Annotated in this window: 18 protein-coding genes; 11 read left to right on the forward strand and 7 right to left on the reverse strand. The window is 73.8% G+C overall.

Features of this window, described 5'->3' with window-relative positions:
- The first annotated feature begins 131 nt into the window (after positions 1-131).
- From ABZ576_RS30500 to ABZ576_RS30530, 7 genes are all read left to right on the forward strand, one after another.
- A complete protein-coding gene (locus ABZ576_RS30500; protein WP_360747927.1) occupies positions 132-1,334 on the forward strand; it encodes an ATP-binding protein in 1,203 nt (400 codons plus the stop codon).
- Entirely contained in the window at positions 1,331-1,732 is a 402-nt protein-coding gene (locus ABZ576_RS30505; protein WP_360747929.1) for a roadblock/LC7 domain-containing protein, read from the forward strand. Before ABZ576_RS30500 ends, ABZ576_RS30505 begins: the two co-directional genes overlap by 4 nt.
- Complete coding sequence (locus ABZ576_RS30510; protein ID WP_360747932.1) at positions 1,729-2,103, forward strand: DUF742 domain-containing protein; 375 nt, start codon at positions 1,729-1,731, stop codon at positions 2,101-2,103. The genes ABZ576_RS30505 and ABZ576_RS30510 overlap by 4 nt, the downstream gene beginning before the upstream one ends.
- Positions 2,078-2,680: an ATP/GTP-binding protein gene (locus ABZ576_RS30515; RefSeq protein WP_360747935.1), complete on the forward strand. Its 603-nt coding sequence runs from the start codon at positions 2,078-2,080 to the stop codon at positions 2,678-2,680. The genes ABZ576_RS30510 and ABZ576_RS30515 overlap by 26 nt, the downstream gene beginning before the upstream one ends.
- Before the next feature lie 94 nt (positions 2,681-2,774).
- Positions 2,775-4,079 (forward strand): cytochrome P450, encoded by a 1,305-nt coding sequence (locus ABZ576_RS30520; protein ID WP_360747938.1) that lies wholly within the window; start codon positions 2,775-2,777, stop codon positions 4,077-4,079.
- 104 nt (positions 4,080-4,183) lie between these two features.
- Positions 4,184-5,446: a cytochrome P450 gene (locus ABZ576_RS30525; protein ID WP_360747941.1), complete on the forward strand. Its 1,263-nt coding sequence runs from the start codon at positions 4,184-4,186 to the stop codon at positions 5,444-5,446.
- Entirely contained in the window at positions 5,443-6,234 is a 792-nt protein-coding gene (locus ABZ576_RS30530) for an enoyl-CoA hydratase/isomerase family protein (protein ID WP_360747944.1), read from the forward strand. Before ABZ576_RS30525 ends, ABZ576_RS30530 begins: the two co-directional genes overlap by 4 nt.
- A gap of 156 nt (positions 6,235-6,390) precedes the next feature.
- Here the strand turns inward: ABZ576_RS30530 and ABZ576_RS30535 are convergent, their stop codons facing one another.
- Complete coding sequence (locus ABZ576_RS30535; RefSeq protein ID WP_360747947.1) at positions 6,391-7,221, reverse strand: DeoR/GlpR family DNA-binding transcription regulator; 831 nt, start codon at positions 7,219-7,221, stop codon at positions 6,391-6,393.
- Between the two features lie 285 nt (positions 7,222-7,506).
- Between ABZ576_RS30535 and ABZ576_RS30540 the strand changes: the two genes are divergently transcribed.
- On the forward strand, positions 7,507-10,272 hold the full coding sequence (locus ABZ576_RS30540; RefSeq protein WP_360747950.1) for a hypothetical protein: 2,766 nt from the start codon (positions 7,507-7,509) through the stop codon (positions 10,270-10,272).
- An 18-nt stretch (positions 10,273-10,290) separates the two neighbouring features.
- Here the strand turns inward: ABZ576_RS30540 and ABZ576_RS30545 are convergent, their stop codons facing one another.
- The 4 genes from ABZ576_RS30545 to ABZ576_RS30560 all read right to left on the reverse strand — a co-directional run bounded on the left by ABZ576_RS30545 (position 10,291) and on the right by ABZ576_RS30560 (position 15,111).
- Positions 10,291-12,732, reverse strand: coding sequence for a right-handed parallel beta-helix repeat-containing protein (locus tag ABZ576_RS30545; RefSeq protein ID WP_360747953.1), 2,442 nt, complete (start codon positions 12,730-12,732; stop codon positions 10,291-10,293).
- Positions 12,733-12,961: 229 nt separating this feature from the next.
- Positions 12,962-13,567 carry a hypothetical protein gene (locus ABZ576_RS30550; protein ID WP_360747956.1) on the reverse strand — a complete coding sequence of 202 codons (606 nt, stop codon included), beginning with the start codon at positions 13,565-13,567 and terminating at the stop codon, positions 12,962-12,964.
- Positions 13,568-13,806: 239 nt separating this feature from the next.
- Positions 13,807-14,631: an MOSC N-terminal beta barrel domain-containing protein gene (locus ABZ576_RS30555; protein WP_360747959.1), complete on the reverse strand. Its 825-nt coding sequence runs from the start codon at positions 14,629-14,631 to the stop codon at positions 13,807-13,809.
- A gap of 42 nt (positions 14,632-14,673) precedes the next feature.
- On the reverse strand, positions 14,674-15,111 hold the full coding sequence (locus ABZ576_RS30560) for a DUF6643 family protein (protein WP_360747962.1): 438 nt from the start codon (positions 15,109-15,111) through the stop codon (positions 14,674-14,676).
- Between the two features lie 293 nt (positions 15,112-15,404).
- Between ABZ576_RS30560 and ABZ576_RS30565 the strand changes: the two genes are divergently transcribed.
- Positions 15,405-16,706 (forward strand): TerD family protein, encoded by a 1,302-nt coding sequence (locus ABZ576_RS30565; protein ID WP_360748022.1) that lies wholly within the window; start codon positions 15,405-15,407, stop codon positions 16,704-16,706.
- 54 nt (positions 16,707-16,760) lie between these two features.
- On the opposite strand, the gene ABZ576_RS30570 is transcribed toward ABZ576_RS30565, so the two are convergent.
- A complete protein-coding gene (locus tag ABZ576_RS30570) occupies positions 16,761-17,936 on the reverse strand; it encodes a glycosyltransferase (RefSeq protein WP_360747965.1) in 1,176 nt (391 codons plus the stop codon).
- 57 nt (positions 17,937-17,993) lie between these two features.
- On the opposite strand from ABZ576_RS30570, the gene ABZ576_RS30575 reads away from it, so the two are divergent.
- Together ABZ576_RS30575 and ABZ576_RS30580 are read left to right on the forward strand one after the other, a co-directional pair.
- Positions 17,994-18,779, forward strand: a complete 786-nt coding sequence (locus tag ABZ576_RS30575; RefSeq protein WP_360747968.1) for an aspartate/glutamate racemase family protein — start codon at positions 17,994-17,996, stop codon at positions 18,777-18,779.
- Between the two features lie 158 nt (positions 18,780-18,937).
- On the forward strand, positions 18,938-19,483 hold the full coding sequence (locus ABZ576_RS30580; RefSeq protein ID WP_360747971.1) for a hypothetical protein: 546 nt from the start codon (positions 18,938-18,940) through the stop codon (positions 19,481-19,483).
- A 327-nt stretch (positions 19,484-19,810) separates the two neighbouring features.
- Here the strand turns inward: ABZ576_RS30580 and ABZ576_RS30585 are convergent, their stop codons facing one another.
- Positions 19,811-20,779: an O-antigen polymerase gene (locus tag ABZ576_RS30585; RefSeq protein WP_360747974.1), complete on the reverse strand. Its 969-nt coding sequence runs from the start codon at positions 20,777-20,779 to the stop codon at positions 19,811-19,813.
- Positions 20,780-21,016 lie beyond the last annotated feature (237 nt).

Genomic DNA, 21,016 nt, shown 5'->3' on the forward strand with positions numbered 1-21,016 from the left:
GCGTGACTGATAAGATCATCCCACTTTTCAGTGGGCTGACGACGTGTCATGAACGCGTTCGGGGGGACAGTCTCAGAGGCACCATCGCGCGCAGGCACGCTCTCGGCGCGATGCGACTTGAAGAGAGTCTCATGACGTCATTGACCCAGGATCCACTGCTGTGGATCTTGCTGGTGGTGCTCATCGCTGCGGTCGTCGCAGTGATGCGGGCCCGGAGAACCAACATGGCGCTCCGAAGAACGAGGAAGGACCTGGAGGCAGGACTCGGGGAAGCCCGCAACGATGTCGGCCAGCTGCACAGCCACATCGCCGCGCTGACCGCACAGCACCAGCGCGATCTCGCGGACGTACGGGCGGATGCGGAGGCGTCGACCAAAGCGGTGCTGAAGTCCGCGATGGGAACGCTCCAGTCGCTCGCCGAGGAACAGCAGGTGCTCCTGGACCACCTGCTGAAGAAGTACGGCGACACCACGGAGATGCTGGCCGACCTGATGGCGGTCGACCACACCGGCAGCCAGTTCGGCCGCCGGGCCAAGGGCATCTCCGTGCTGTGCGGCGGCTGGCTGGGCAGGCGGGAGGGAGCCGCCACCGTCTACGACGTCGCCCGCAGCGCCCAGGGCAGGATCAAGGACTTCAACCGGGTCAGCGTCCACTCCCAGGTCAACGTCTCGCTCGTGGGCAAGGCGGTCGAGCCGGTGGCCGTGGTACTGGCGGAGCTGCTGGACAACGCGACGAACTACAGCGCGCCCGGAACGCCGGTCGAGGTCAACATCCAGACCGTGCCGACCGGTGTCTGCTTCATCGTGGACGACGCCGGCCTCGGCATGGACCAGGAGACCAAGGACCGGGCGGCGGCTCTGCTGTCCGTCGACGGTCCCGTCGACATCACCGGTCTCGGCGATCCGCCGCGGTTCGGCTTCGCCGTGTGCGGCATGCTCGCCGCCCGCTACGGCTTCGCCGTCTCCGTCGGTTCCGTGTCCCCCTACGGCGGAGTGCGTGCAGTGATTCGTGTGCCCGAAAGTCTCCTGGCGGCCGACGTTCCCGCCCCCGCTGCGGACGTGCGGGACACCGCGGATCCGGAGGCGGCCCCCCAGCGCCTGGCGCCGGTCCCGGTCGTGGGCCCCTCGCACGTGGTGGGCACGACCTCCGGAGGCCTGCCCAAGCGCCGGCGGCGGGGTGGCCCCGTCACGGTGGTCCCCGCCCTCGACGCCGCCGGCCAGGACGGGCCCGCCGAGCCGGACAGCGAAGTGACGGCGTCACGGCTCGGGGCGTTCGCGCGCGGAACACAGCTCGGCCGCACCACGAACACCACGGAAGGATCTGACAACAAGTGAAGACCGACCTGTCCTGGGTGCTCAACGACGTGCTCGAGGTACGCGGAGCCCGGCACGCGATCCTCGTCTCGGGCGACGGCCTGCTGTTGCAGCGGTCGGACGACATCGCACGGGACGACGCCGAGACGAACGCCGCCGCGATGAGCTCCATGCAGTCGCTCAGCCGTGCCGTCGCGGGGTTCGTGGGAGCGGGACACGGCATCTGGAAGCAGACGCTGCTGGAGTACGACGGCGGCTGGATCTTCCTGATCGCCGCCGGTCAGGGCTCGTACCTCGCCGTCTCGGCCGCGCTGGACGTCGACATGGAGGCCATGTCGTTCCGCATGCAGAAGACGGTGGCCGGTCTGAGCAAGGCGATGAGCGTGGCGCCGCGCACGGACAACGGTGCCGGCGCATGACCACGCCCGGCGAGGAAGCCTCCGTCACCAGCGACTTCGTCCGCTCCTACGTCATCACCGGCGGCCGCAGGCTGCCGGCCTCGGACGATCTGGCGCTGCACACCCTGGTCACCCTGGCCCCCGAGCGGACCCCTCCGCTGGGGGCCGGCCCCGAGGTGATGGCCATCTGGCGGCTGTGCGCGGGCGGCTACCTGTCGGTCGCCGAGGTGGCCGGCCACCTGGAGCTGCCGGTGGGGGTGGCCCGGCTCCTGCTGACCGATTTATTCGAGCAGGGGCACCTGCTGCGCCGCGCCGAGCCGCCCCGCGCTCAGAACGTTGACAGAGCGACCCTCGAGAAGGTTCTGAATGGTCTCCAATCCCTCATCAGCTGAGACGGCCCCCGGATCCATCTACGTCTCCAGCGCGGTGACCAACGCTGCCAAGATCCTCGTCGTCGGCCACTTCGCCGTCGGCAAGACGACCTTCATCGGATCGCTGTCGGAGATCACCCCGCTGCGCACCGAGGAGAAGATGACCCAGGCGTCCCTCCACGTGGACGACCTCAGGGGCGTGACGGACAAGACCACCACCACCGTGGCCCTGGACTTCGGCCGGCTGACCCTCAGCGACGAACTCGTGCTGTACCTGTTCGGCACCCCCGGGCAGCAGCGCTTCATGCAGCTGTGGGAGGACATGGCGCGCGGCGCGCTCGGGGCACTGCTGCTGGTCGACCCGGCCCGGCTGGAGGAGACCTTCCCCGTCATCGACCTCGTCGAGCGGTACGGCCTCGAGTACGCCATCGCCGTCAACAGCTTCCAGCCGGGCGCGGCGTACGAGGAGGCGGAGGTCCGCGAGGCCCTCGACCTGCTCCCGGACACCCCCGTCGTCTACTGCGACGCCCGCGACCGGCAGTCCTCCGCGCACGCGCTGATCGCGCTCGTGCGCCACCTGCTCACCCGAGTCGCCTGACACGCCAATCCGCCCGGACCAACGGCCCGGAGCCAGTGATAGGAACCCCATGGAACGCCAGTCAGTCCCCAGCCCCGGCGGGGCCAGATGCCCCATGCACGACGCCGCGTTCGCCGCCGACCCCCACCAGGTCTACGACCGGCTGCGCGCCCAGGGCCCGGCCGGGCCGGTCGAACTCGCGCCGGGCGTCGACGCGACCCTGGTCGTCGGGCACGAGACGGCTCTGCGCGTACTGCAGAACTCCACCCTCTTCGCCCGGGACGCCCGCCGCTGGAAGGCGCTGACCGAAGGGCGCATCGGGCTGGACCACCCGGTGCTGCCGATGATGGCGTACCGGCCCAACTGCCTGTTCACCGACGGTGCCGTGCACCTGCGGCTGCGCAAGGCCGTCACGGACAGCCTGGCGAGGCTCAACATCACCCGGATCCGCCGGGACGTCGAGCCGATCGCCGACTACCTCATCGACCAGTTCAGCGAGCGCGGCCGGGCCGACCTCATCCACGACTACGCCAAGCTGCTGCCGCTGCTGCTGTTCAACAAGCTCTTCGGCTGCCCGGCGGACATCGGTGACACCCTCACCAGTGCCATGTCGGCCATCTTCGACGGCCAGGACGCCTTGCGGGCCAACGAGGAACTCACCGCCTGCCTCATGGAGCTGATCGCCCTCAAGCGCCGCCGGCCCGGCGACGACGTCACCTCCTGGCTGATCCAGCACCCCGCCGGGCTGACCGACGAGGAGCTCAAGGACCAGCTGGTCATGCTGATGGGCGCCGGCGTGGAACCCGAGCGCAACCTCATCGGCAACGCCCTGCTCGCGCTGCTGTCCCCCGACACGAGCGGACGCGACTCCGGGCTGCTGATCGAGGAGGCGATCGATCACGTGCTGTGGAACCAGACGCCGATCGCCAACTACGCCACCCACTACCCGGTCCAGGACGTGGACCTCGGGGGAGTGGTGGCGGAGGCCAACACCCCGGTCGTCATCAGCTTCGCCGCGGCCAACAGCGATCCCGCGCTGGCCGAGGCCCGCCGGATGCACAGCAAGGGCGCCCACCTGGCGTGGGGCGCCGGCCCGCACGCCTGCCCCGCCAAGGACCCGGCCCAGGTCATCGCCGTCACCGCGATCGAGAAGATCCTCAACGCGCTGCCCGACCTGACGCTGGCCGTCCACGTCAAGGAGCTGGAGTGGCGGCCGGGCCCGTTCCACCGGGCACTGGTGGCGCTGCCCGTGGCGTTCAGCCCGACACCGGCCACCCGCATGGCCTCCGCGCTGCAGAACCGGGGCGTCACGGCCGCGGCGGAGCAGCCGCTCCCCACGGCTGCGGCGCCCACCGCACGTCACGAGCCGGCCAGGAAAAAGGGCTTCTGGAGCACGTTCCTGGACATCTTCCGCGTCTGATGTGCGGCATGTGACGGGAGCAACACTGTCAGGCGCATGATGAAGGAGAGGGGAAGGGTAGGTTCCGGCGGTAACGGTAGCGCCCAGCCACAAAGGAGCTTCGCGTGACCGCCGCTGGCGTCATACGCGGTACCACCTCCGACCGCCGAGTCGTCATTCCCCTTCTCCGCCGCCTCCGTTCCGCGGAGGGCCAGGCCAACCCCCTGCCCGTCTGGGAGGACTTCCGCGCGCTGGGCGAAGTGGTACCCGCTCCCTGGGGCGGGTACTTCGTGACCGGCTTCGAGCTGTGCAACCAGATCCTGCGCGGCAGGAACTGGCTGGTACCCGACTTCGCATGGCAGGAGCGCCAGCCGGACCCGGCACGCTGGCAGGACCCGGCGACGCGGGAGATGACGCGGACGCTCTCCCGCCTCAACCCGCCCGTGCACACCTTCCGGCGGCGCGCCCTGGGCAACCTCTTCGGCCGCGACACCCTCGACGCCCTGCGGCCCCACATCGCCGCCCACGCCGCCCGCCTCCTGGACCGGCTCGAAGCGGAACTGCACACCCACGGAGAGGCCGACTTCGTCGCAACGGTCGCCGACCAGCTCCCCGTCCACACCGTCGGCCACTGGCTCGCCATCCCGGCCGAGCACTACCCGCACATCCTGGACTTCACCCACCGGCAGGTGCACGCCCAGGAACTGATCCCGACCAAGAGCGAACTGGCGATCTCGGCCCAGGCCACCCTGGAGATGAGAGCCTTCTTCACCGGCCTCGTCGCACGCCGCCGCACCCGCCCCGGCAACGATGTCCTCTCGGAGTGGATCCGCTACTGGGACGCCCAGTACCCCGACGACCGCGCGGCGGCGGACCAGATGCTGTACGACCTGACGATGTTCATCACCATCGCCTCGCTGGAGACCACCGCGACCCTGCTCGCCAACCTGGTGTGGTTCCTGACCCAGGAGCCGGCCCGGGCCGACTGGCTGCGCCGGCACCCCGAACACGTCGACGACGCGATCGAGGAGGCGCTGCGCTACGACCCGCCGATCCACCTCAACTCCCGCTTCGCCGCGGAGGACACCGTCCTCGCCGGCGTCCCCGTCGCCAAGGACACCACCGTGCACGTCCTGTACGGCGCCGCCAACCACGACCCGCGCCGCAATCCGCAGCCCCACGTCTTCGACATCCGCCGCAAGGGCGGCCACCTCACCTTCGGCGGCGGCGCGCACTACTGCCTCGGCACGATGCTGGCCCGCCTGGAGGCCCGCCTCCTGCTCACCCGGCTGCTGGAACGGTTCCCCACCCTGCGGCCGACCGGGCGCCCGACCTACGCGAACCGGATGGTCTTCCGGCGCATCACCTCCCTGAAAGTGACGTCATGAACCCCCTGCCCCTCAAGGCCCTCCCGACCGGCGCCCTGCGCCAGACGCTGCGGACACACCGCGAGGGCCCCGTCCTCACCGTCGAGCTGAACACCCCCGAGCCGGGCAACACGGTCACCGACGCCCTGCTCGACGACCTCCTGGCGGTCCTTGAGGACCAGGACCCGGCGGTCCGGGTCGTCGTGCTCTCCGCGCGCGGCGACGACTTCTGCCTCGGCGGGGACCGCGGCGAGTTCAGCCGGCAGCTCGCCCACGACCCCACGGGCGGCGGCATCCGTCTGTCGGGGACCAAGGCGCGGCGCGTCTGCGACGTCCTGACCGCGAACCCCGCCGTCACCATCGCCCGCGTCCACGGCAAGGCCATCGGGGCGGGCCTCGCCCTGGCGCTCGCCTGCGACCTGCGGGTCGGAGCCGAGGACGCGACCTTCCGGCTGCCCGAACTCGCTCTCGGACTGCCCACCGCCTGGGGCGGCCTCCTGCCCCGCCTCATCAGCGAGGTCGGCGCGGCCCGCGTCCGCGAACTCGTCCTCACCGGACGCGCCTTCACCGCGGCCGAGGCCCACTCCCTGTCCATCCTGCAGCGGGTCGTTCCCGCGCACGAGCTGGACGCGGCCGTCGCCGACTGGGCCAGGCCCATCGTCCGCCGCCCGCCTGCGGCGCTGCGCGTCACCAAGACCCTGCTCAACTCGCTCTCCCACGCCTCCCGCCTGGCCGACGTCTCCGCGCTGGACGGGGAGCTGATGGCAGCGGTGGTGACCGAGTCGCAGCGAGCCCGCGGCCTCGTCTGATCAGGCTGCGCCACGCGCCCGCGGCCTCGTCTGATCAGGCTGCGCCACGCGCCCGCGGCCTCGTCCGATCAGGGCTGCGCCACGCGCCGGCGCGGACGGCACCGCCGGGAAGGGGCAGCGCGGTCGGCCGGGCGGGCCACCATGGCCGACGGCACCTCAGATGTCCGCGGCCTCTTCCCCGGGCTCGCCCGCCACCAGCACGCGCAGGTGCTCGGAGATCTCCTCACGCGCCTCGGCGGGCAGACCCGCGTCGGTCACCAGCGTGTCCACCTGCTCCAGCGTGGCGAACGAACTCAAGCCCACCGTGCCCCACTTCGTGTGGTCGGCCACCACCACGACCCGGCGCGCGGACTGCACCAGCCGCCGGTTGGTCTCGGCCTCCGCGAGGTTCGGCGTGGACAGGCCGGCCTCCACCGATATGCCGTGCACACCGAGGAAGAGCAGATCGAAGTGGAGCGTGGCGATCGCCTGGTCGGCCACCGGCCCCACCAGCGAGTCCGACGGAGTGCGCACCCCGCCGGTCAGCACCACCGTGGCCGCCCCCTGCCGCTGCCCCGAGGTGCGCTGCGCCGCGTGGAAGACGTCGGCGACCCGCACCGAGTTCGTCACCACGGTCAGATCGGGCACCTCCAGCAGGTGCTGGGCGAGCGCGTACGTCGTCGTACCGCCGGACAGGGCGATCGCCGCGCCCGGGGCGACCAGCCGGGCGGCGGCGCGCGCGATGTCCTCCTTGGCGCTCAGCTCCAGCCCCGACTTCGCCTCGAACCCCGGTTCGTGCGTGCTCGCCTCGACCACCGGCACCGCACCGCCGTGCACCTTCTCCAGCACCCCCTGGCGGGCGAGCGCGTCCAGATCACGGCGCACGGTCATGTCCGAGACACCGAGCTTGCGGGTCAGCTCGTTGACCCGCACCCCGCCCCGGCGCCGGACCTCGTCCAGGATCAGGGCGCGGCGCTGCTCCGCGAGGAGGTTCTGATTCTCACTCACGTACGCTCCGGTCCTTTCGCCGCAAACCGTCCGACCCGCCCGGCGTACCTGCTCCGACCTGGGGGTTCCGTCCGTCCGGCAGGGCGCGGGCGTCCCATCCTTTCACGGGTCGGTGCCGGCCGCGCCACCACCTGCCCGCCCGGACCCCGGCGCCCGCAGGGCACGCTCGCCCGCCCGCCGTCACACGGATCGGGGAGATTCCGTGACGAGAGGTGCGCACGCCCGCCGGACCGGAGATCCTGGTGCGCGCACGACACAGACGTCAGGGTGTCACGGGGGAGTGCGATGACAGGGGAACGCGCAGGGGGAAGCGGACAGCGCGGGTTACGCGGGGAGCACGGGTCACGCGCCGCCGACCGGTACGACAACGGTCCCGCCGGGCAGCACACGGAGGATCGCGCGGGGCCGCAGACCGATCTGGAACTGCTGGTGCACGGGGTCGGCGGCACCACACCCGAGAAGATGCTCGGCGACCCGCGTACCGTCCGGGTCACCGGCGACGACACCGCCGCCGTCTTCCGGCGCGCCGAGGACGCCGAGGCCGGGGAGACCACGCGGAAGGGGCCGGTCCGCGAGGCGTACGTCTGGTGCAACCTCACCTCCGGCGACGGCAGCCGCGCCCTGTGGCTGTTGCTGCTGCCGTTCATGGTGGTCAACCTCGCCCACTGGATGCGCCCCGACGCGCCCGGCAGGCCGCGTACCGCCCGGCTCTACGGCCTCCTCGTGCGGCTGGCGGCCCTCACCCTGACGGTGCTCCTGGTGGCCGCCGTCTGCGAGGTCGCCCTGGACCTGGTCGCCTGGCAGTGCGCCGGGGTGCAGGCGTGCGCCCGCCGCCACTCCTGGCTGGACTTCCTGACACCCGCCGCGCCCTCGGCGCCCGCCGGGTCCGGCGGCTGGTGGAGCGCACCGGGCCGCCGGCTCGCGCTCGCCGCGGCGGTCCCGACCGGCCTGATCTGCCTGCTCTGGTACCTCTCGCACCGCACGTGGACCGCCTACGAATCCCACCGGCCCCTGTTCCTCGCCCCGGCTCCGCACACCGACGGGCCCGGGGGAGGCACCGACGGGCAGCAGGAGGGGAGCAGCGACGGGCAGGAGGGGAGGACCGACGGGCAGGAGGGGAGCACCGACGGGCAGGAGAGGAGGACCGACCGACCCGACGGGGACACCGGCGGGCCTGAGCCGGACGCCGGAGATCCGCGGTCGGGCGCCGAGGCTCCCGGGGCGGGAGCCGACGGTCCGGGGGCGGACGTCGGTGGTCGTGGGGCGGGGGCTGGTGGTCTCGGGGTGGGGGTCGGTGGTCGGGTGTCGGGTGCCGGAGGACTCGGGGTGGGCGCCGGTGGTTCCGGGGCCGGTGCCGGCGGGTGCGGGCCGGGCGTCGGCGGGACCGGCACCGGCCCGCACGGGAGTGCGTTGGCGCGGCCCGGCTTCTGGTACGGGCGGCGTCTGGTCGCCCGGCTGCGGGCGGCCCACGCCGCGGCGGGCCTGCTGACGGTGGCCGCCGCCGTCGTCACCCCGGCGGCCCGCTTCGACCACCGGCCGGGCGGACCCGCGGCGCTCGACGCCGCCGGCTGGCTGCTGACCGCCGCCCAGCTCGCCTGCGCCGCGACGGTGGTCGGCGTGGTCTGCAGCCGAGGACGCAGCGAGAACCGGCTCGACCAGCGGCTCGACCGGCACCTCGGCCGCCTCCTGCCGCTCGGCGCGCTCGCCCTGCTGCTGCTCGCCCTGCTCTACGCCGGCTGGTCCCGGCCGGGCTGGCGGTCCACCGGGCGACTCCCGGGAGACTCGGCCTTCGGCACCCTCATGCTGGCCCAGGGCCTGCTCGTCCTCGCCCTCGCGGCCGTGGCCCGGAACCTGCACCGGCGCCGCCCCGACCCGCGCGCCGCGATGCGCGGTCTGGGCGGTCCCGCCGTCACCCTGCTCGCCTGCGCGCTGGGCGGGGTGATGTCCGGCGGGCTAGCGCAGCGCGTCGCCGACTGGCTGGACGGCACCCGCGCCCTGCTCGCCGGGCCGCCCGTCCTGCTGACCTGGCAGGCGTCCGCCATCCCGCCGCTCCTCGTGATCCTGCTCCTGCTGGCCGCCCTGCTCGCGCTGGACACCGGCAGGCTCGCCCGCGCCGAACGCGACCGTGTCCGCGGCGAACACCCCGGGGAACCCGAGGACCCGTCCCGCACCCGCGCCATCGCGCACGCCCGGGCCATGGCCACCCTCACCGACCGGGCGCCGCTGATCGTGGCCGTACTCACCGCAACCACCCTGCTGCTGGGCGGTGCGGCCCTGGCCGGAGCCCTGGTCACCCGGAAGACTCCCGACGGAGCGGCCCGCCCCGCCCACCACCTCGTCCAAGCCGTGGCCGAGACCTCCCAGGCACTGGGCTCCTGGCTGGTCGGACTCGGCTTCCTGCTCTTCGTCACCTTGGGCAGGCGCGCCTACAAGGACGCCTCCGCCCGGCGCACCGTCGGCATCCTCTGGGACGTCGGCACCTTCTGGCCGCGCGCCGCCCACCCCTTCGCACCACCCTGCTATGCCGAGCGCGCCGTACCGGACCTGACCTGGCGCATGGCCACCTGGACCCGGCACACCGGAAGCCGGCTGGTGCTGTCCGGCCACTCCCAGGGCAGCGTCCTCGCCGCCGCGGCGGCCTGGCAGCTGCCACCGTCCGTGCGCGGCCGGGTGGCCCTGCTCACCTACGGCTCACCACTGGAGCGCCTGTACGGCCGCTGGTTCCCGGCCCACTTCGGCCCGCCGGCGCTGGCCGCCCTGCACCACGACGTCGTCTGCTGGCGCAACCTCTACCGCCGCACCGACCCGATCGGCGGCCCCGTCCGCGTATCCGACGACACCGCCCCGGACGTCGACCACGACCCCCTGCCGGACCCCCTCGCCTACGGCCGCACCCTCGACCACCCGCTCCCGGCCCCGATCCACGGCCACTCCGACTACCAGGCGGACCCCGCCTTCGGCCGCGAACGGGCCCAGCTCCTGGCCCGCCTGTGCCCCGAGCTGCCGGGCCAGCGACGCGAACCGCACCAGGACGGCGCCGACGCGGGCTGAACGCGGTGCCCGCCGCACTCAGGGCAGTTCCGGCAGGTCCTCCGCGTACAGCAGGGTCAGCTCGTCGGTCGTCGGGTCGGCGAGCTGGGCGACCCGGCCGGCGTGACGCTCCACCATCGCCTCGAACGTCTGCCGGGCCGTACGGCCGTTGCCGAAGGCAGGCCCCTTCGGCATCGCGGTGAAGTACTTCAGCAGCGCCTCGGACGCGCCCGGAGCCAGCCGGTACTCGTGCTCGTCGGCCTGCTGCTCCACGATCCGCAGCAGCTCCTCGGGACCGTAGTCGCCGAAGGTGATGGTGCGGGAGAAACGGGAGGCCACACCCGGATTGACGGACAGGAAGCGTTCCATCTCCGCCGTGTATCCGGCGACGATCACCACCACGGCGTCCCGGTGGTCCTCCATCAGTTTCACCAGCGTGTCGATGGCCTCCTTGCCGAAGTCCCGCCCGGCGTCCTCCGGGGACAGCGCGTACGCCTCGTCGATGAACAGCACGCCGCCGCGCGCCCGTTCGAACGCCTCCTGGGTGCGGATCGCCGTGGACCCGATGTGCTCGCCGACCAGGTCGACGCGGGACACCTCCACCAGGTGCCCCTTCTCCAGCACACCCAGCGAGGCCAGGATCTCGCCGTACAGCCGGGCGACCGTCGTCTTGCCGGTGCCGGGGGAGCCGGTGAAGACCAGATGCCGTTTGACGGAGGCCGCCTTCAGCCCCGCCCGCTGCCGGCGCCGGCCCACCTCGATCATGTCGGTCAGCGCCCGCACCTCGCGCTTGACGCTCTCCAGGCCGACCAGCGCGTCGAGTTCCCCGAGCACGTCCGTCGACGTCCGCCGCGGCGTGTCCGGTTCCGGCACGGCGACGAGGGGCTCCGGCTCCGGCGCCCGCTGCCCGGGGAGCGAGCCCAGCAGGCCGGCGGACTGCGTCACCGTCTGCACGGCCGCCTCCCGGGCCGCCGGCGGCGTCCGCGGGCCGCCGCTCTCGTCGCTGGTGCAGTCCTCCACGACCGGTCCCGATCCGGAGCCCGCGTCCGGGCCGCCGTCGGCGAACTCGTAGCCACCGCGCGCGCAGCGCTCCGTACGGCACTTGCGCAACGTCGTACGACAGCCGTCGATCACATGGAAGCCGTAGCCGCCGCTGCCGCTGACCCGGCAGCCGAGGAAGCTGCCGCGGCCGCCCGCGGAGACGTAGAAACCGGCCTCGGCGGGGGAGTCCACCGTGCAGCGCTCGATGGTCGGGTCGGCGCCCTTGGTGACGATCACACCGGTCTGGGTGCCGTCCAGGGTGCAGTTGTTGAGCGTGCCGCCGCTGCCGTGGTCACGGAACCAGGCGCCGGTGGCCGCCTCCCTGATCCGGCAGTCGTCCAGCTGCGCGGTCGCGCCGTCGCTCACCGACACGGCCGTGTTGCGCACCTGCGACAGATCGCTGTCCACGACGTCCGCGCGGGAACCGCGGTCCAGCACGAACAGCGCGTCCGGCACGTCGTGCACCCGGCAGGAGTCCAGCACGGCGGTGGCGCCGTCGCTCACCCACACCGCCGGGTAGTCGCCGGTGCTGTCGAAGATCTCGCACTGGTTGGCGTCCACCCGTGTGCCCGGGTCCCACACCGACAGGCCGTTGCGCCCGAACTGACGGACCGTCGTCCTCGTCAGGGTGAGCACCGAACGGGAGCGCAGGTCGACCGCGTTCTCCGGGATGTCGTGCAGGTGGCAGTCGGCGAGCGTGAGCACCGCGTCCGTGTCCAGCGTGATGCCGTCGGCGGTGGTGCGGTGCACATCGCAGTCGGTCAGGTGTGCGGTGGCCCGCTGGGTGACCTGCACCCCGGAACCGCGTACCTCGTAGATCTCGCAGCCCACCGCCTCCAGCGAGGTGTTCTCACCGGTCGCGGTCAGTCCGGTGCCGGAGGCGTGGTGCACCCGGCAGCGGTCCAGGCGCGGATGCGCACCGCCGCGCACCGCCACGCCCGCCTGCCCGGCCGCGACCACCTCGCACTCCTCGAACACCCCACCAGCGCCGTCGAGTACGACGATGCCGATGCCGGCCGGGTTGTCGACGGTGCAGCGGCGCACGGTCGGGCGGGCGCCGCCACGCACCTCGATGCCGGCGGCGGACCGCGTGACGATCCGCACGTCCATCAGCTCGGGCGTGCCCTCCTCGACCAGCAGGGCGGGCGCCGCCGCGTCCTGGCCCTCCACGTGCAGGTCCTGCACCACGGCCGAGGCCCGCACGGTGAGCGGCACCCCGTCCGCGGGCGCGATCCGCACCGAGCCGGGTGAGCCCTCGGGCCCGCGCAGTGTCACCGCCCGCTGGACGACGAGGTTCTCCCGGTAGGTGCCGGGGGCGATCGTGAGGACGTCGCCGTCGGCGGCGGCCTCCAGGGCGGCGGTGAGCGAAGCGTACTCACCCGTGCGGCGCCGCCACCGCGACGTACCGGTGTGCGTCACCTGGACCGTGCCCTGTGCCATGGCGTTGCTGTGCCCCCACCTCGTCGTACTGATGGCTCGCTGCCCGCCGGGGGCGCTGCCGTCGGTGCCGGGACCGCGACCGTGCTCGGCCCCGGGGCGTGAGCGCGCTCGCGCCGCCCGGAACCCGCGCGCCCGGGGTGCACGCACCCGCGGGTCGCCGCCGGAAGCGCTTCGGCCGGTCCACCGTAGCGTGTGCGTGCACACGGAGTTGACCAGAGCCGGAAGCCGGTCAGCTGCCGGTGCCCGCCTTGCCCCAGTCCGGACCCGCGCGGTCCCAGGCCCGGTCCCAGCACGCGTACCGCCGGCGGACCAGGCGCCAGACGGTCAGGCGCCGGCCGGCCTCGACCAGGACCGCGGTCAGCAGGGCCGCGCCGAACCCGGCGAGCACGGCGTGCGCCGTCGCCGTGGTGGAGTCCAGCGGGCGGGTCGATATTCGTCCGTGCGGGTCGGTCCAGAGGTCGAAGTGGTCACCCGGGTGCGGGGACTTGAGGTCGGTGAGCACCGGGCCGTGCTGCCGGGTGCCGTCCGGCGCCGTCCAGTCGGCGAGGACGCGGCTGCGGGCCTCGTCCGCGGAGGAGGTGTCCGGATCGGCCTCCGGCAGGGTCCCGCCCAGATCGCGCACCACGGTGGCCGTGACGAGGTGGCGCGCGTGCTGCTGCTGCCGCACGGCGCGCTGGAGCGAGTCCTGGGCCGACAGACCGACCAGACAGCCCGTCACGGGTGCGGCCACGACGATCAGCACCAGCGCGACGAGGGCCGCCCACGCCTCGGCCAGATCGGTCGTGCGGCGCAGCGGATTGCGCCGCCAGCGCCACAGCCCACTGAGTGCACGCATCTCCCCGCCCCCCTTCCGGTCCGTCATAGCCCCCGGTGACGGCGCCCGCTTCCGGTTCGGACCGGAAGAGAGCGACATCACGTCCACCGCGGCGTGTGACGCACGCGGTCTCACGAATTTCTCACGCCCTCTCAACGACCGGCTTACCGCCCCGGGTTCCCGGCCCGCGTTCCCGGCCGGGCGGTCTCACGGGAGGGGAGAGAGGGGTGGCCGGGGGCGAGCCGGCGGCCTCGGGGTGGCTACTCGAGCACCCGGACCGGGTCGCCCACCCTGATCGTGCCGCGGGATACGGGCACGAGGTTCTTCCCGAACAGCAGCTTCGCGTCGACCCTGCGGTGGCGGGCCAAGGTGTACAGCGGCTCCCGGCCGCGTGCGGCGGTGTCCTGGTCGGTGGTGGTCACGACGCACCGCGCGCTCGGCTTGGGCGCCCGGAAGACCACCTCGCCGACGGAGATCCGCCGCCAGCCGTCCTCGGCCCAGGCCTCGGTGCCGGCCACGACCACGTTGGGCCGGAAGCGGTTCATGGGCAGCGGGCCCTCGTGGGCGTGCGGGCCGGCGGCTATCAGGGAGTTCAGCGCGTCCAGCGAGGCCACCGTGGTGACCAGCAGGGGGTAGCCGTCGGCGAAGCTCACCGTCTCGCCGGGCAGGGCGTACTCGGGCTCGACCGGGCGGCGGTGGGCCGGGTCGTCCATGTGGACCAGGCGGACCTCGATGCCCAGGTAGGCACTGCACCACTCGTGCGCGGCCGCGGTGGCCGGCACCGCCTCCACCTTCGTGCCGAAGACGCTGGCGGGCACGGTCGCCACCGGCGGCGGTACCTCGACCGTCAGCGGCGCCCGGCCGGGCGCGGACAGACGAAGGCCGCCGCCGGCCAGTGGCTCGGCGGCGGCCAGCGCGAGCCGCGGGTGCTCACGCTGCGTGACGACCTTTCCCCCGTGGTCGATCAGTGTCCAGCGTCGGTCCCCGGCCAGGCCCCAGGGCTCCACCACGGCCTCCCTGGGCGACGTGCCCCGGAACGCCTTGACCGGATGGACGTGGAGCGACTGCACTTCGGCGTTTCCCATGCCGTCATCGTGCCAGGAGACACCGACGGCCGGGGGTGCCGGTCAGTAGCCCCGGTACTGCTGGTTGTTGTACGGGTCCTGGTAAGGAGCCGGCGCCGGTCGCGGCGCGGCCGGGCGCATGGCCTCGTACCCGTTGCCCGCGGCCATCGGCCGCTGCGGCTGGGGGGCCTGCGCCCCCGGGTAGCCGCGCGGGGCGCTCGCCTGCTGCGGAATGTACGCCGTGGGCGCGTGCTGCAGCGGCGCGGGCTGCGGCGTCTGCGGGTAGCCGTAGGCGGGCTGCTGAGGGGACGGGGCCGCCGGGAGCGCGGGGAGGGCCGACGGCAGGGCGGGGAGGCTGCTGCCCGTGTCGTAGGCGGCGGGGACCCGGATCGGGGCGATCTGCGGGGTGCCCCGCTCGGCCACGAGCGAGTCGTAGATCGGGGTGTCCGGGAAGGAGGCGGAGTAGTAGCCGCCACCATAAGTGGAGCGGGGGGAGGTCATGGCACATAAGTTAAGCCCACGATGTGCTGGTTGGGGAGACCGATAAGAGGGTTGTTTTCCGTGTCGGCATGCGTCAGGGATCCCCAATCCGAGCGAACTTGGCAAAAAGGGACGCCGATCAACGTTTGGATCGCGTAAAGGGCAGGTTCTTCCGGGGTTACCGCCGGTTGACCGGCGATCTTGCTGTGCCGTTCGTGGGGCGTGAGGTACCCATGGAGAGGTGGTGCGGGTAGGGATGACCCGGACCGCCGGGCAAAACCCGGGAGCCGAGACGCCAGGGGGCGGACATGTCAATGCCGAAAGGTGCGAACACGCCGGTGCCGACGACGGCACTGCGCGTCGAACTGGGCTGGCGCACCGGGCCGGGCGTGCCGGACGCCGATGCCTCGGCGCTGCTGCTCGCCGCCGGGAAGGTCCGCTCGGACGGCGACTTCGTCTTCTACAACCAGCCCGCCCACTCCTCCGGCGCGGTACGCCACGAGGGCAAGCGGACGGCCGGCGGACGCGTCACCGACACCCTGACGGTCGACCTCGCGCGCGTGGAGGGCGCGGTCGAGCGGATCGTCCTCGCCGCTTCCGCGGACGGCGGCACGTTCGGACAGGTCCCGGACCTCTACATCGAGGTGGCCGACGCCGCGTCGGGCCGGACGGTCGCCCGCTTCGACGACCCCGGCGCGACCGTGGAGACCGCCTTCGTGCTCGGCGAGTTCTACCGCCGCCAGGGCGCCTGGAAGTTCCGTGCCGTCGGCCAGGGTTACGGCAGCGGCCTCGAGGGCCTGGCCACGGACTTCGGCATCACCGTGGACGAACCCCAGCACAGCGCACCGCCCACGGCCCCCGCGGCCGCACCCCCGCCCTCCGTCACGGCCCCCGTGCCCCCGCGTCCCGTCACCGCCCCCGCGGCCACGCCGCCCCGTCCCGGTACGGCGGCACCGCCGCCCGCGGCCCCTCCCGCGCCCCCCGCCCAGCCGGTCCGGCTGTCCAAGGTCACCCTCACCAAGGCGTCCCCGTCGGTCTCGCTGGCCAAGCAGGGCGGCACGTCCGGTGCCATGCGGGTGAACCTCAACTGGCAGATGCGCAAACAGTTCCCGGGCTGGGGCCGGTGGGGCGGCGCCGGCGACGTCGACCTCGACCTGTGCGCGCTGTACGAACTCACCGACGGCCGCAAAGGAGTCGTCCAGGCACTCGGCAACGCCTTCGGCTCGCTCCACCGGCCGCCGTACATCCACCTCGACGGCGACGACCGCACCGGAGCCGTGGCGAGCGGCGAGAACCTCACCATCAACCTCGACCACAGCCAGGACTTCCGGCGCATCCTCGTCTTCGTCACCATTTACCAGGGCGCCAGTTCCTTCGCCGACCTGCACGCCACCGTCACCCTCCAGCCGCAGCACGGCGCGCCCATCGAGTTCTCGCTGGACGAGTGCACCGTCGCCTCCCCGGTGTGCGCGCTCGCCCTGATCACCAACACCGGCGGCGACCTCGTCGTCCAGCGCGAGGCGCGGTACCTGGTGCCCGAGCGCGGATCGAGCCCGCAGCGGACCATGGACCGCGCCTACGGCTGGGGCATGAACTGGACCCCCGGCCGCAAGTGACCGGGCCCGGCCCCCGCCGGGCTCAGTGCGCGTCGGGTACGGCGCCCGCCGGGCTCAGCCCTCGTCGGGCACGGCGCCCGGGCGGGCGTAGGTGCGGCCCTTCCAGGCGGCTCCGCGCCCCCGGTAGTGCCGCACGGCCGAGTCGACCGTCATGAGCAGGTACAGCAGGGCCGTGAACGGCAGCAGCGGAGCGAGCCACAGCGGCTGCCGGTAATAGCGCAGCATCGGCAGGTACGTCCCCGCCATCACCGCCCACGCCGCCGTCCCGGCGAGCGCCGTCGCCGCGTCGCTGCCGGCCGCGCCCACGGCCACGGCGGCCGGCGGCACCAGGTAGACCAGCACCAGCCCGGCGACCGTGCCCAGGAGCAGCAGGGGGTGGTGGCGCAACTGCGCGTAGGCGCTGCGCGAGACCATCCGCCACAGATCGCCCAGCCGCGGATAGGGGCGCACACTGTCCACCCCGTCCGCCAGCCCCAGCCAGACGTGACCTCCCACGGCCTTCACCGCGCGCGCGAGCGCCACGTCGTCGATGACGGCGTGCCGGATGGCGTCCGGGATGCGCGCCTTCTCGGCCATGCCGGCGTCCAGCAGCACACAGCCGCCCGCCGCCGCGGCCGTACGCGCGCCCTTCCGGCCGATCCACCGGAAGGGGTACAGCTGCGCGAAGAAGTACACGAACGCCGGGACCACGAGCCGCTCCCACCCGCTCGCCACCCGCAGCCGCGCCATCTGCGACACCACGTCGAAGCCCCCGGTGCGGGCCGCCGCCACCAGCTCGCGCAGGCTGTCCGGCGCGTGCGCGATGTCCGCGTCCGTCAGCAGCAGGTACGCGGGGCCACACGCGCGTGCCAGACCGATACCGTGCCGCACCGCCCACAGCTTGCCCGTCCAGCCCGCCGGCGGCTCACCCGGCGACGCCACCGTGAGCGGCAGCCCGCCGTGCCGCCGGGACAGCTCGCGGGCCAGCTCCCCGGTGCCGTCGGTGCTGCCGTCGTCGACCAGGAAGACCTCCGCCCGCCCCGGATAGTCCTGCGCCAGCAGCGACGGCAGACTGGCCGGCAGTACGGCCGCCTCGTCGCGGGCCGGTACGACCACGCACACCGGCGGCCACGTGTCCGGCTCCCGGCGCCGCGGCAGCCGGACGTCCGTGCGCCAGAAGAAGCCCTGGCCCAGCAGCAGCCAGCACCAGGTGGCCAGCGATACGACGGTGATCCACAGGAAGGCGCTCACGGCCGCAGTCTGCCCCACCGGAACGGGCCGCGAGGGCGCATCGTCTATCGTGGCCGGGTGAAGATCGCGCTCATGGACTCCGGAATCGGCCTGCTGCCCGCCGCCGCCGCGGTACGTCGACTGCGGCCCGACGCGGATCTCGTGCTGTCGTGGGACCCGGACGGAATGCCCTGGGGGCCGCGCACCCCGAAGGACATCACCGAGCGGGCCATCGCCGTCGCCGAGGCCGCCGCCCTGCATGAGCCCGATGTCCTGATCGTCGCGTGCAACACCGCGTCGGTGCACTCCCTGCCGGCGATGCGGGCCCGCTTCGAGCCGGACCTGCCGATCATCGGCACGGTACCGGCGATCAAGCCGGCGGCCGCGGGCGGCGGACCCGTCGCGATCTGGGCGACGCCGGCCACCACGGGCAGCGCCTATCAGCGCGGACTGATCGAACAGTTCGCCGCGGGCGTCGCCGTGACCGAGGTGGCGTGCCCCGGCCTCGCGGACGCCGTGCACCACGCGGACGAGGCGGCGATCGACACCGCGATCGCCTCGGCCGCCGCCCGCACCCCGGACGACGTGACCACGATCGTCCTGGGCTGCACCAACTACGAGCTGGTCGCCGAGCGCATCCGGGCGGCCGTCCAGCAGCCCGGCCGCCCGCCCCTCGTCCTGCACGGCACGGCCGGAGCGGTGGCCGCCCAGGCGCTGCGCCGCATCGGCGTGGAGCCGGCCCCGGCCGCCGTCGCCGACAGCACCCTCACCGTGCTGCTGAGCGGACGTGACGCGACGCTCCCCGACACGGCGCTGTCCTACGAGGAAGGCCGCTACCTCCAGGCCGTCACCCCCGTCCGCTGACCGGCGCGGGGCCACGCGGCGGCACCGCGCGCGCGGCGTGTGCCCCGCCGGTCGGGGCGGAGCCGTCGGGGCCGAGATCCGGCCCGCCACCCTCCGCCCGGGCCGGTCACCCTGCGCCACGCCTCCCCGCGCAGCGAAACCTGAGTAGTCTCGTAGACATGAGGGACCACCCCGAGGCCGTCGACAGCCGGCATCCGGACGTCTGGACCGGACGCGCCACGAACCGGGTCCAGTGGGTGCTGGCCCTGGCGGGTGCCGCGTGCATGGCGCTCGGCATCGGGCTGGCCGTGGACTCGGCGTGGACCTCCGGCATCGCCCCTCTGGTGATGTCCGTCGTGGGCTGTATCGCGGCCGGCCTGCTGGTCCTCTTCGGAACGCTCGCCTTCGTGCACGTCGACCTCAAGCTCGACAGGGAGTGCGTCGAAGTGCGCTGCGGGCACATGGGGCTGCCGCGCCGCCGCATCCCGCTCTCCCAGGTGGCCGGCGCCGACTTCACCGCCCACGTCACCCCGCGGCACTGGGGCGGCTGGGGATACCGCTGGCGCCCCGAGAAGGGCACCGCGGTCGTCGTGCGCAAGGGTGAGGGCATCGTGCTGCGCCTGTGGGACGGCCACACCTTCACGATCACCGTGGACGACGCCGAGACGGCGGTACGGGTGATCCGCGAGCGGCTGCGGACGATCACCCCGGGAACGGCCGGCTGAGCCGGCCGGCCGCCGGCCGACCGCCTTCGCGGCGCGGTCCGGCACGGTGCGTCGGTGGCCCGTTTGCCGGCCGTTTGCCGGTGGGCCGGGCTCTCAGGATCGGGGCGTGGCGGGTGTGCCGGATGGTTCGGGTCCCGTTCGGGTCGGGGCGTGCCGGGTGCGGCGGTCGGGCCGGGTTCCGTTCGGAGCCGTGCTGTGCCGCAAATGGTTCGGGCCCGCTCACGGCCGGAGCGTGCCGGGCGGGCCGGGTTCCGCTCACGGCCGGGGCGTGCCGGGCGGGCCGGGTTCCGCTCACGGCCGGGGCGTGCCGGCGGGCCTGGGTTCCGTTCACGGCCGGGCCGTTCCCCCGCCCGTCCACGGCCTGGCCGTCGCCCAGCCGGCCAGGAGTCCCGCGCCCGCCGTCACCGTCGTGAAGCTCAGCGCGTTGCCCACGGAAGCCAGCGCGGCCAGCGCCGTCAGGGCCGCGCCCGCGGTGAGGACCACCGGCGTGGAGCGGGGGCTGCGCCACAGCGCGTACAGGACCCAGCAGAACACCGCGACCAGCAGGAGCACTCCGACCAGGCCCTGCTCGGCCGCCTGCTGGAGCGGGGCCGAGTGCGCGGTGGCGTCGCCCAGCGGTGTCCGCTGCCTCACCGGACTCGGCTCGCCGAACCGGCCGGGGCCGATACCCAGGCCGCCGTGGCGCTCCGCCAGCCGCAGGGCGTCCCGCCACAGCCCGACCCGGTGCGCAGAGAACCGGCCCTCGACCGGCCCGGCGAGGCCGTCGGGCAGCGCCCGCGCGGCGACCGCCCAGATGGTGACCGCCACCAGGCCCGCCGCCCCGGCCAGTCCCGCCAGCCACCTGCCCCGGCCGCGCGCCGAGCCCGCGGCGAGCGAGCACAGCAGGACCGCCGCGCCGGCCGCGCACCCGGCCGCCGACCCCAGCAGGACCCCGGCCGGCACGGTGGCGCAGGCCAGCACCCGCAGGGCGAGCCGCAGCACGGGGACCTTCGTGGCCCAGGCGGCACCGCACGCGGCCCCGGTGGCCAGCGCCAGCAGGGCGGCCGTGGCACCGGCGTGCCCGACCGGTCCGGCGTACCAGGGACCGGCGGAGAGCCCGGGCAGCGCCACGGCCAGGGCGAGGCCGGCCATCGCGCCGGCGCACGGCGCGGCCACCGGCAGCAGCGCGCCGGAGACCCGGCCCGCGGCATAGCCGGCGGCCACGGCGAGCACCGCCAGCAGGATGCCCTCCGGCCGTCCGCCGTGGGCCGCCGCGGTGATCAGCGACCACCCCGCACAGGCCCCCAACAGGATCATGCCCGTCCCGTCGGAAACGTTTCTTCGCGTGCTCCAGGCGTCCGCACCGGACACACCGGTCGCGGACCCCGTCCCCGTCGACCCCACCCGTCGCCCCTCGTACCCGGTCCCCCGACCTGTGGCATGCCAAGGCCGCGCGCCGGGTCCGGCCGCGCCGCCGAGGCTGGGCACACCGTAACGGCTGACGACCGGTTCGGACACGGGGCGCGACGGAACGCGCTGCCCGAGCCGGCCGCC

Source organism: Streptomyces sp. NPDC013455 (genome assembly GCF_040632975.1).
In the GTDB taxonomy this organism is placed as follows: domain Bacteria; phylum Actinomycetota; class Actinomycetes; order Streptomycetales; family Streptomycetaceae; genus Streptomyces.

Bases quoted from the DNA above. Each gene is read 5' to 3' on its own strand.
- ABZ576_RS30500 (WP_360747927.1), top strand. From the start codon at position 132: ATGACGTCATTGACCCAGGATCCACTGCTGTGGATCTTGCTGGTGGTG.
- ABZ576_RS30510 (WP_360747932.1), top strand. From the start codon at position 1,729: ATGACCACGCCCGGCGAGGAAGCCTCCGTCACCAGCGACTTCGTCCGC.
- ABZ576_RS30515 (WP_360747935.1), top strand. From the start codon at position 2,078: ATGGTCTCCAATCCCTCATCAGCTGAGACGGCCCCCGGATCCATCTAC.
- ABZ576_RS30520 (WP_360747938.1), top strand. From the start codon at position 2,775: ATGCACGACGCCGCGTTCGCCGCCGACCCCCACCAGGTCTACGACCGG.
- ABZ576_RS30530 (WP_360747944.1), top strand. From the start codon at position 5,443: ATGAACCCCCTGCCCCTCAAGGCCCTCCCGACCGGCGCCCTGCGCCAG.
- ABZ576_RS30540 (WP_360747950.1), top strand. From the start codon at position 7,507: ATGACAGGGGAACGCGCAGGGGGAAGCGGACAGCGCGGGTTACGCGGG.
- ABZ576_RS30545 (WP_360747953.1), bottom strand. From the start codon at position 12,732: ATGGCACAGGGCACGGTCCAGGTGACGCACACCGGTACGTCGCGGTGG.
- ABZ576_RS30550 (WP_360747956.1), bottom strand. From the start codon at position 13,567: ATGCGTGCACTCAGTGGGCTGTGGCGCTGGCGGCGCAATCCGCTGCGC.
- ABZ576_RS30555 (WP_360747959.1), bottom strand. From the start codon at position 14,631: ATGGGAAACGCCGAAGTGCAGTCGCTCCACGTCCATCCGGTCAAGGCG.
- ABZ576_RS30560 (WP_360747962.1), bottom strand. From the start codon at position 15,111: ATGACCTCCCCCCGCTCCACTTATGGTGGCGGCTACTACTCCGCCTCC.
- ABZ576_RS30565 (WP_360748022.1), top strand. From the start codon at position 15,405: ATGCCGAAAGGTGCGAACACGCCGGTGCCGACGACGGCACTGCGCGTC.
- ABZ576_RS30580 (WP_360747971.1), top strand. From the start codon at position 18,938: ATGAGGGACCACCCCGAGGCCGTCGACAGCCGGCATCCGGACGTCTGG.
- ABZ576_RS30585 (WP_360747974.1), bottom strand. From the start codon at position 20,779: ATGATCCTGTTGGGGGCCTGTGCGGGGTGGTCGCTGATCACCGCGGCG.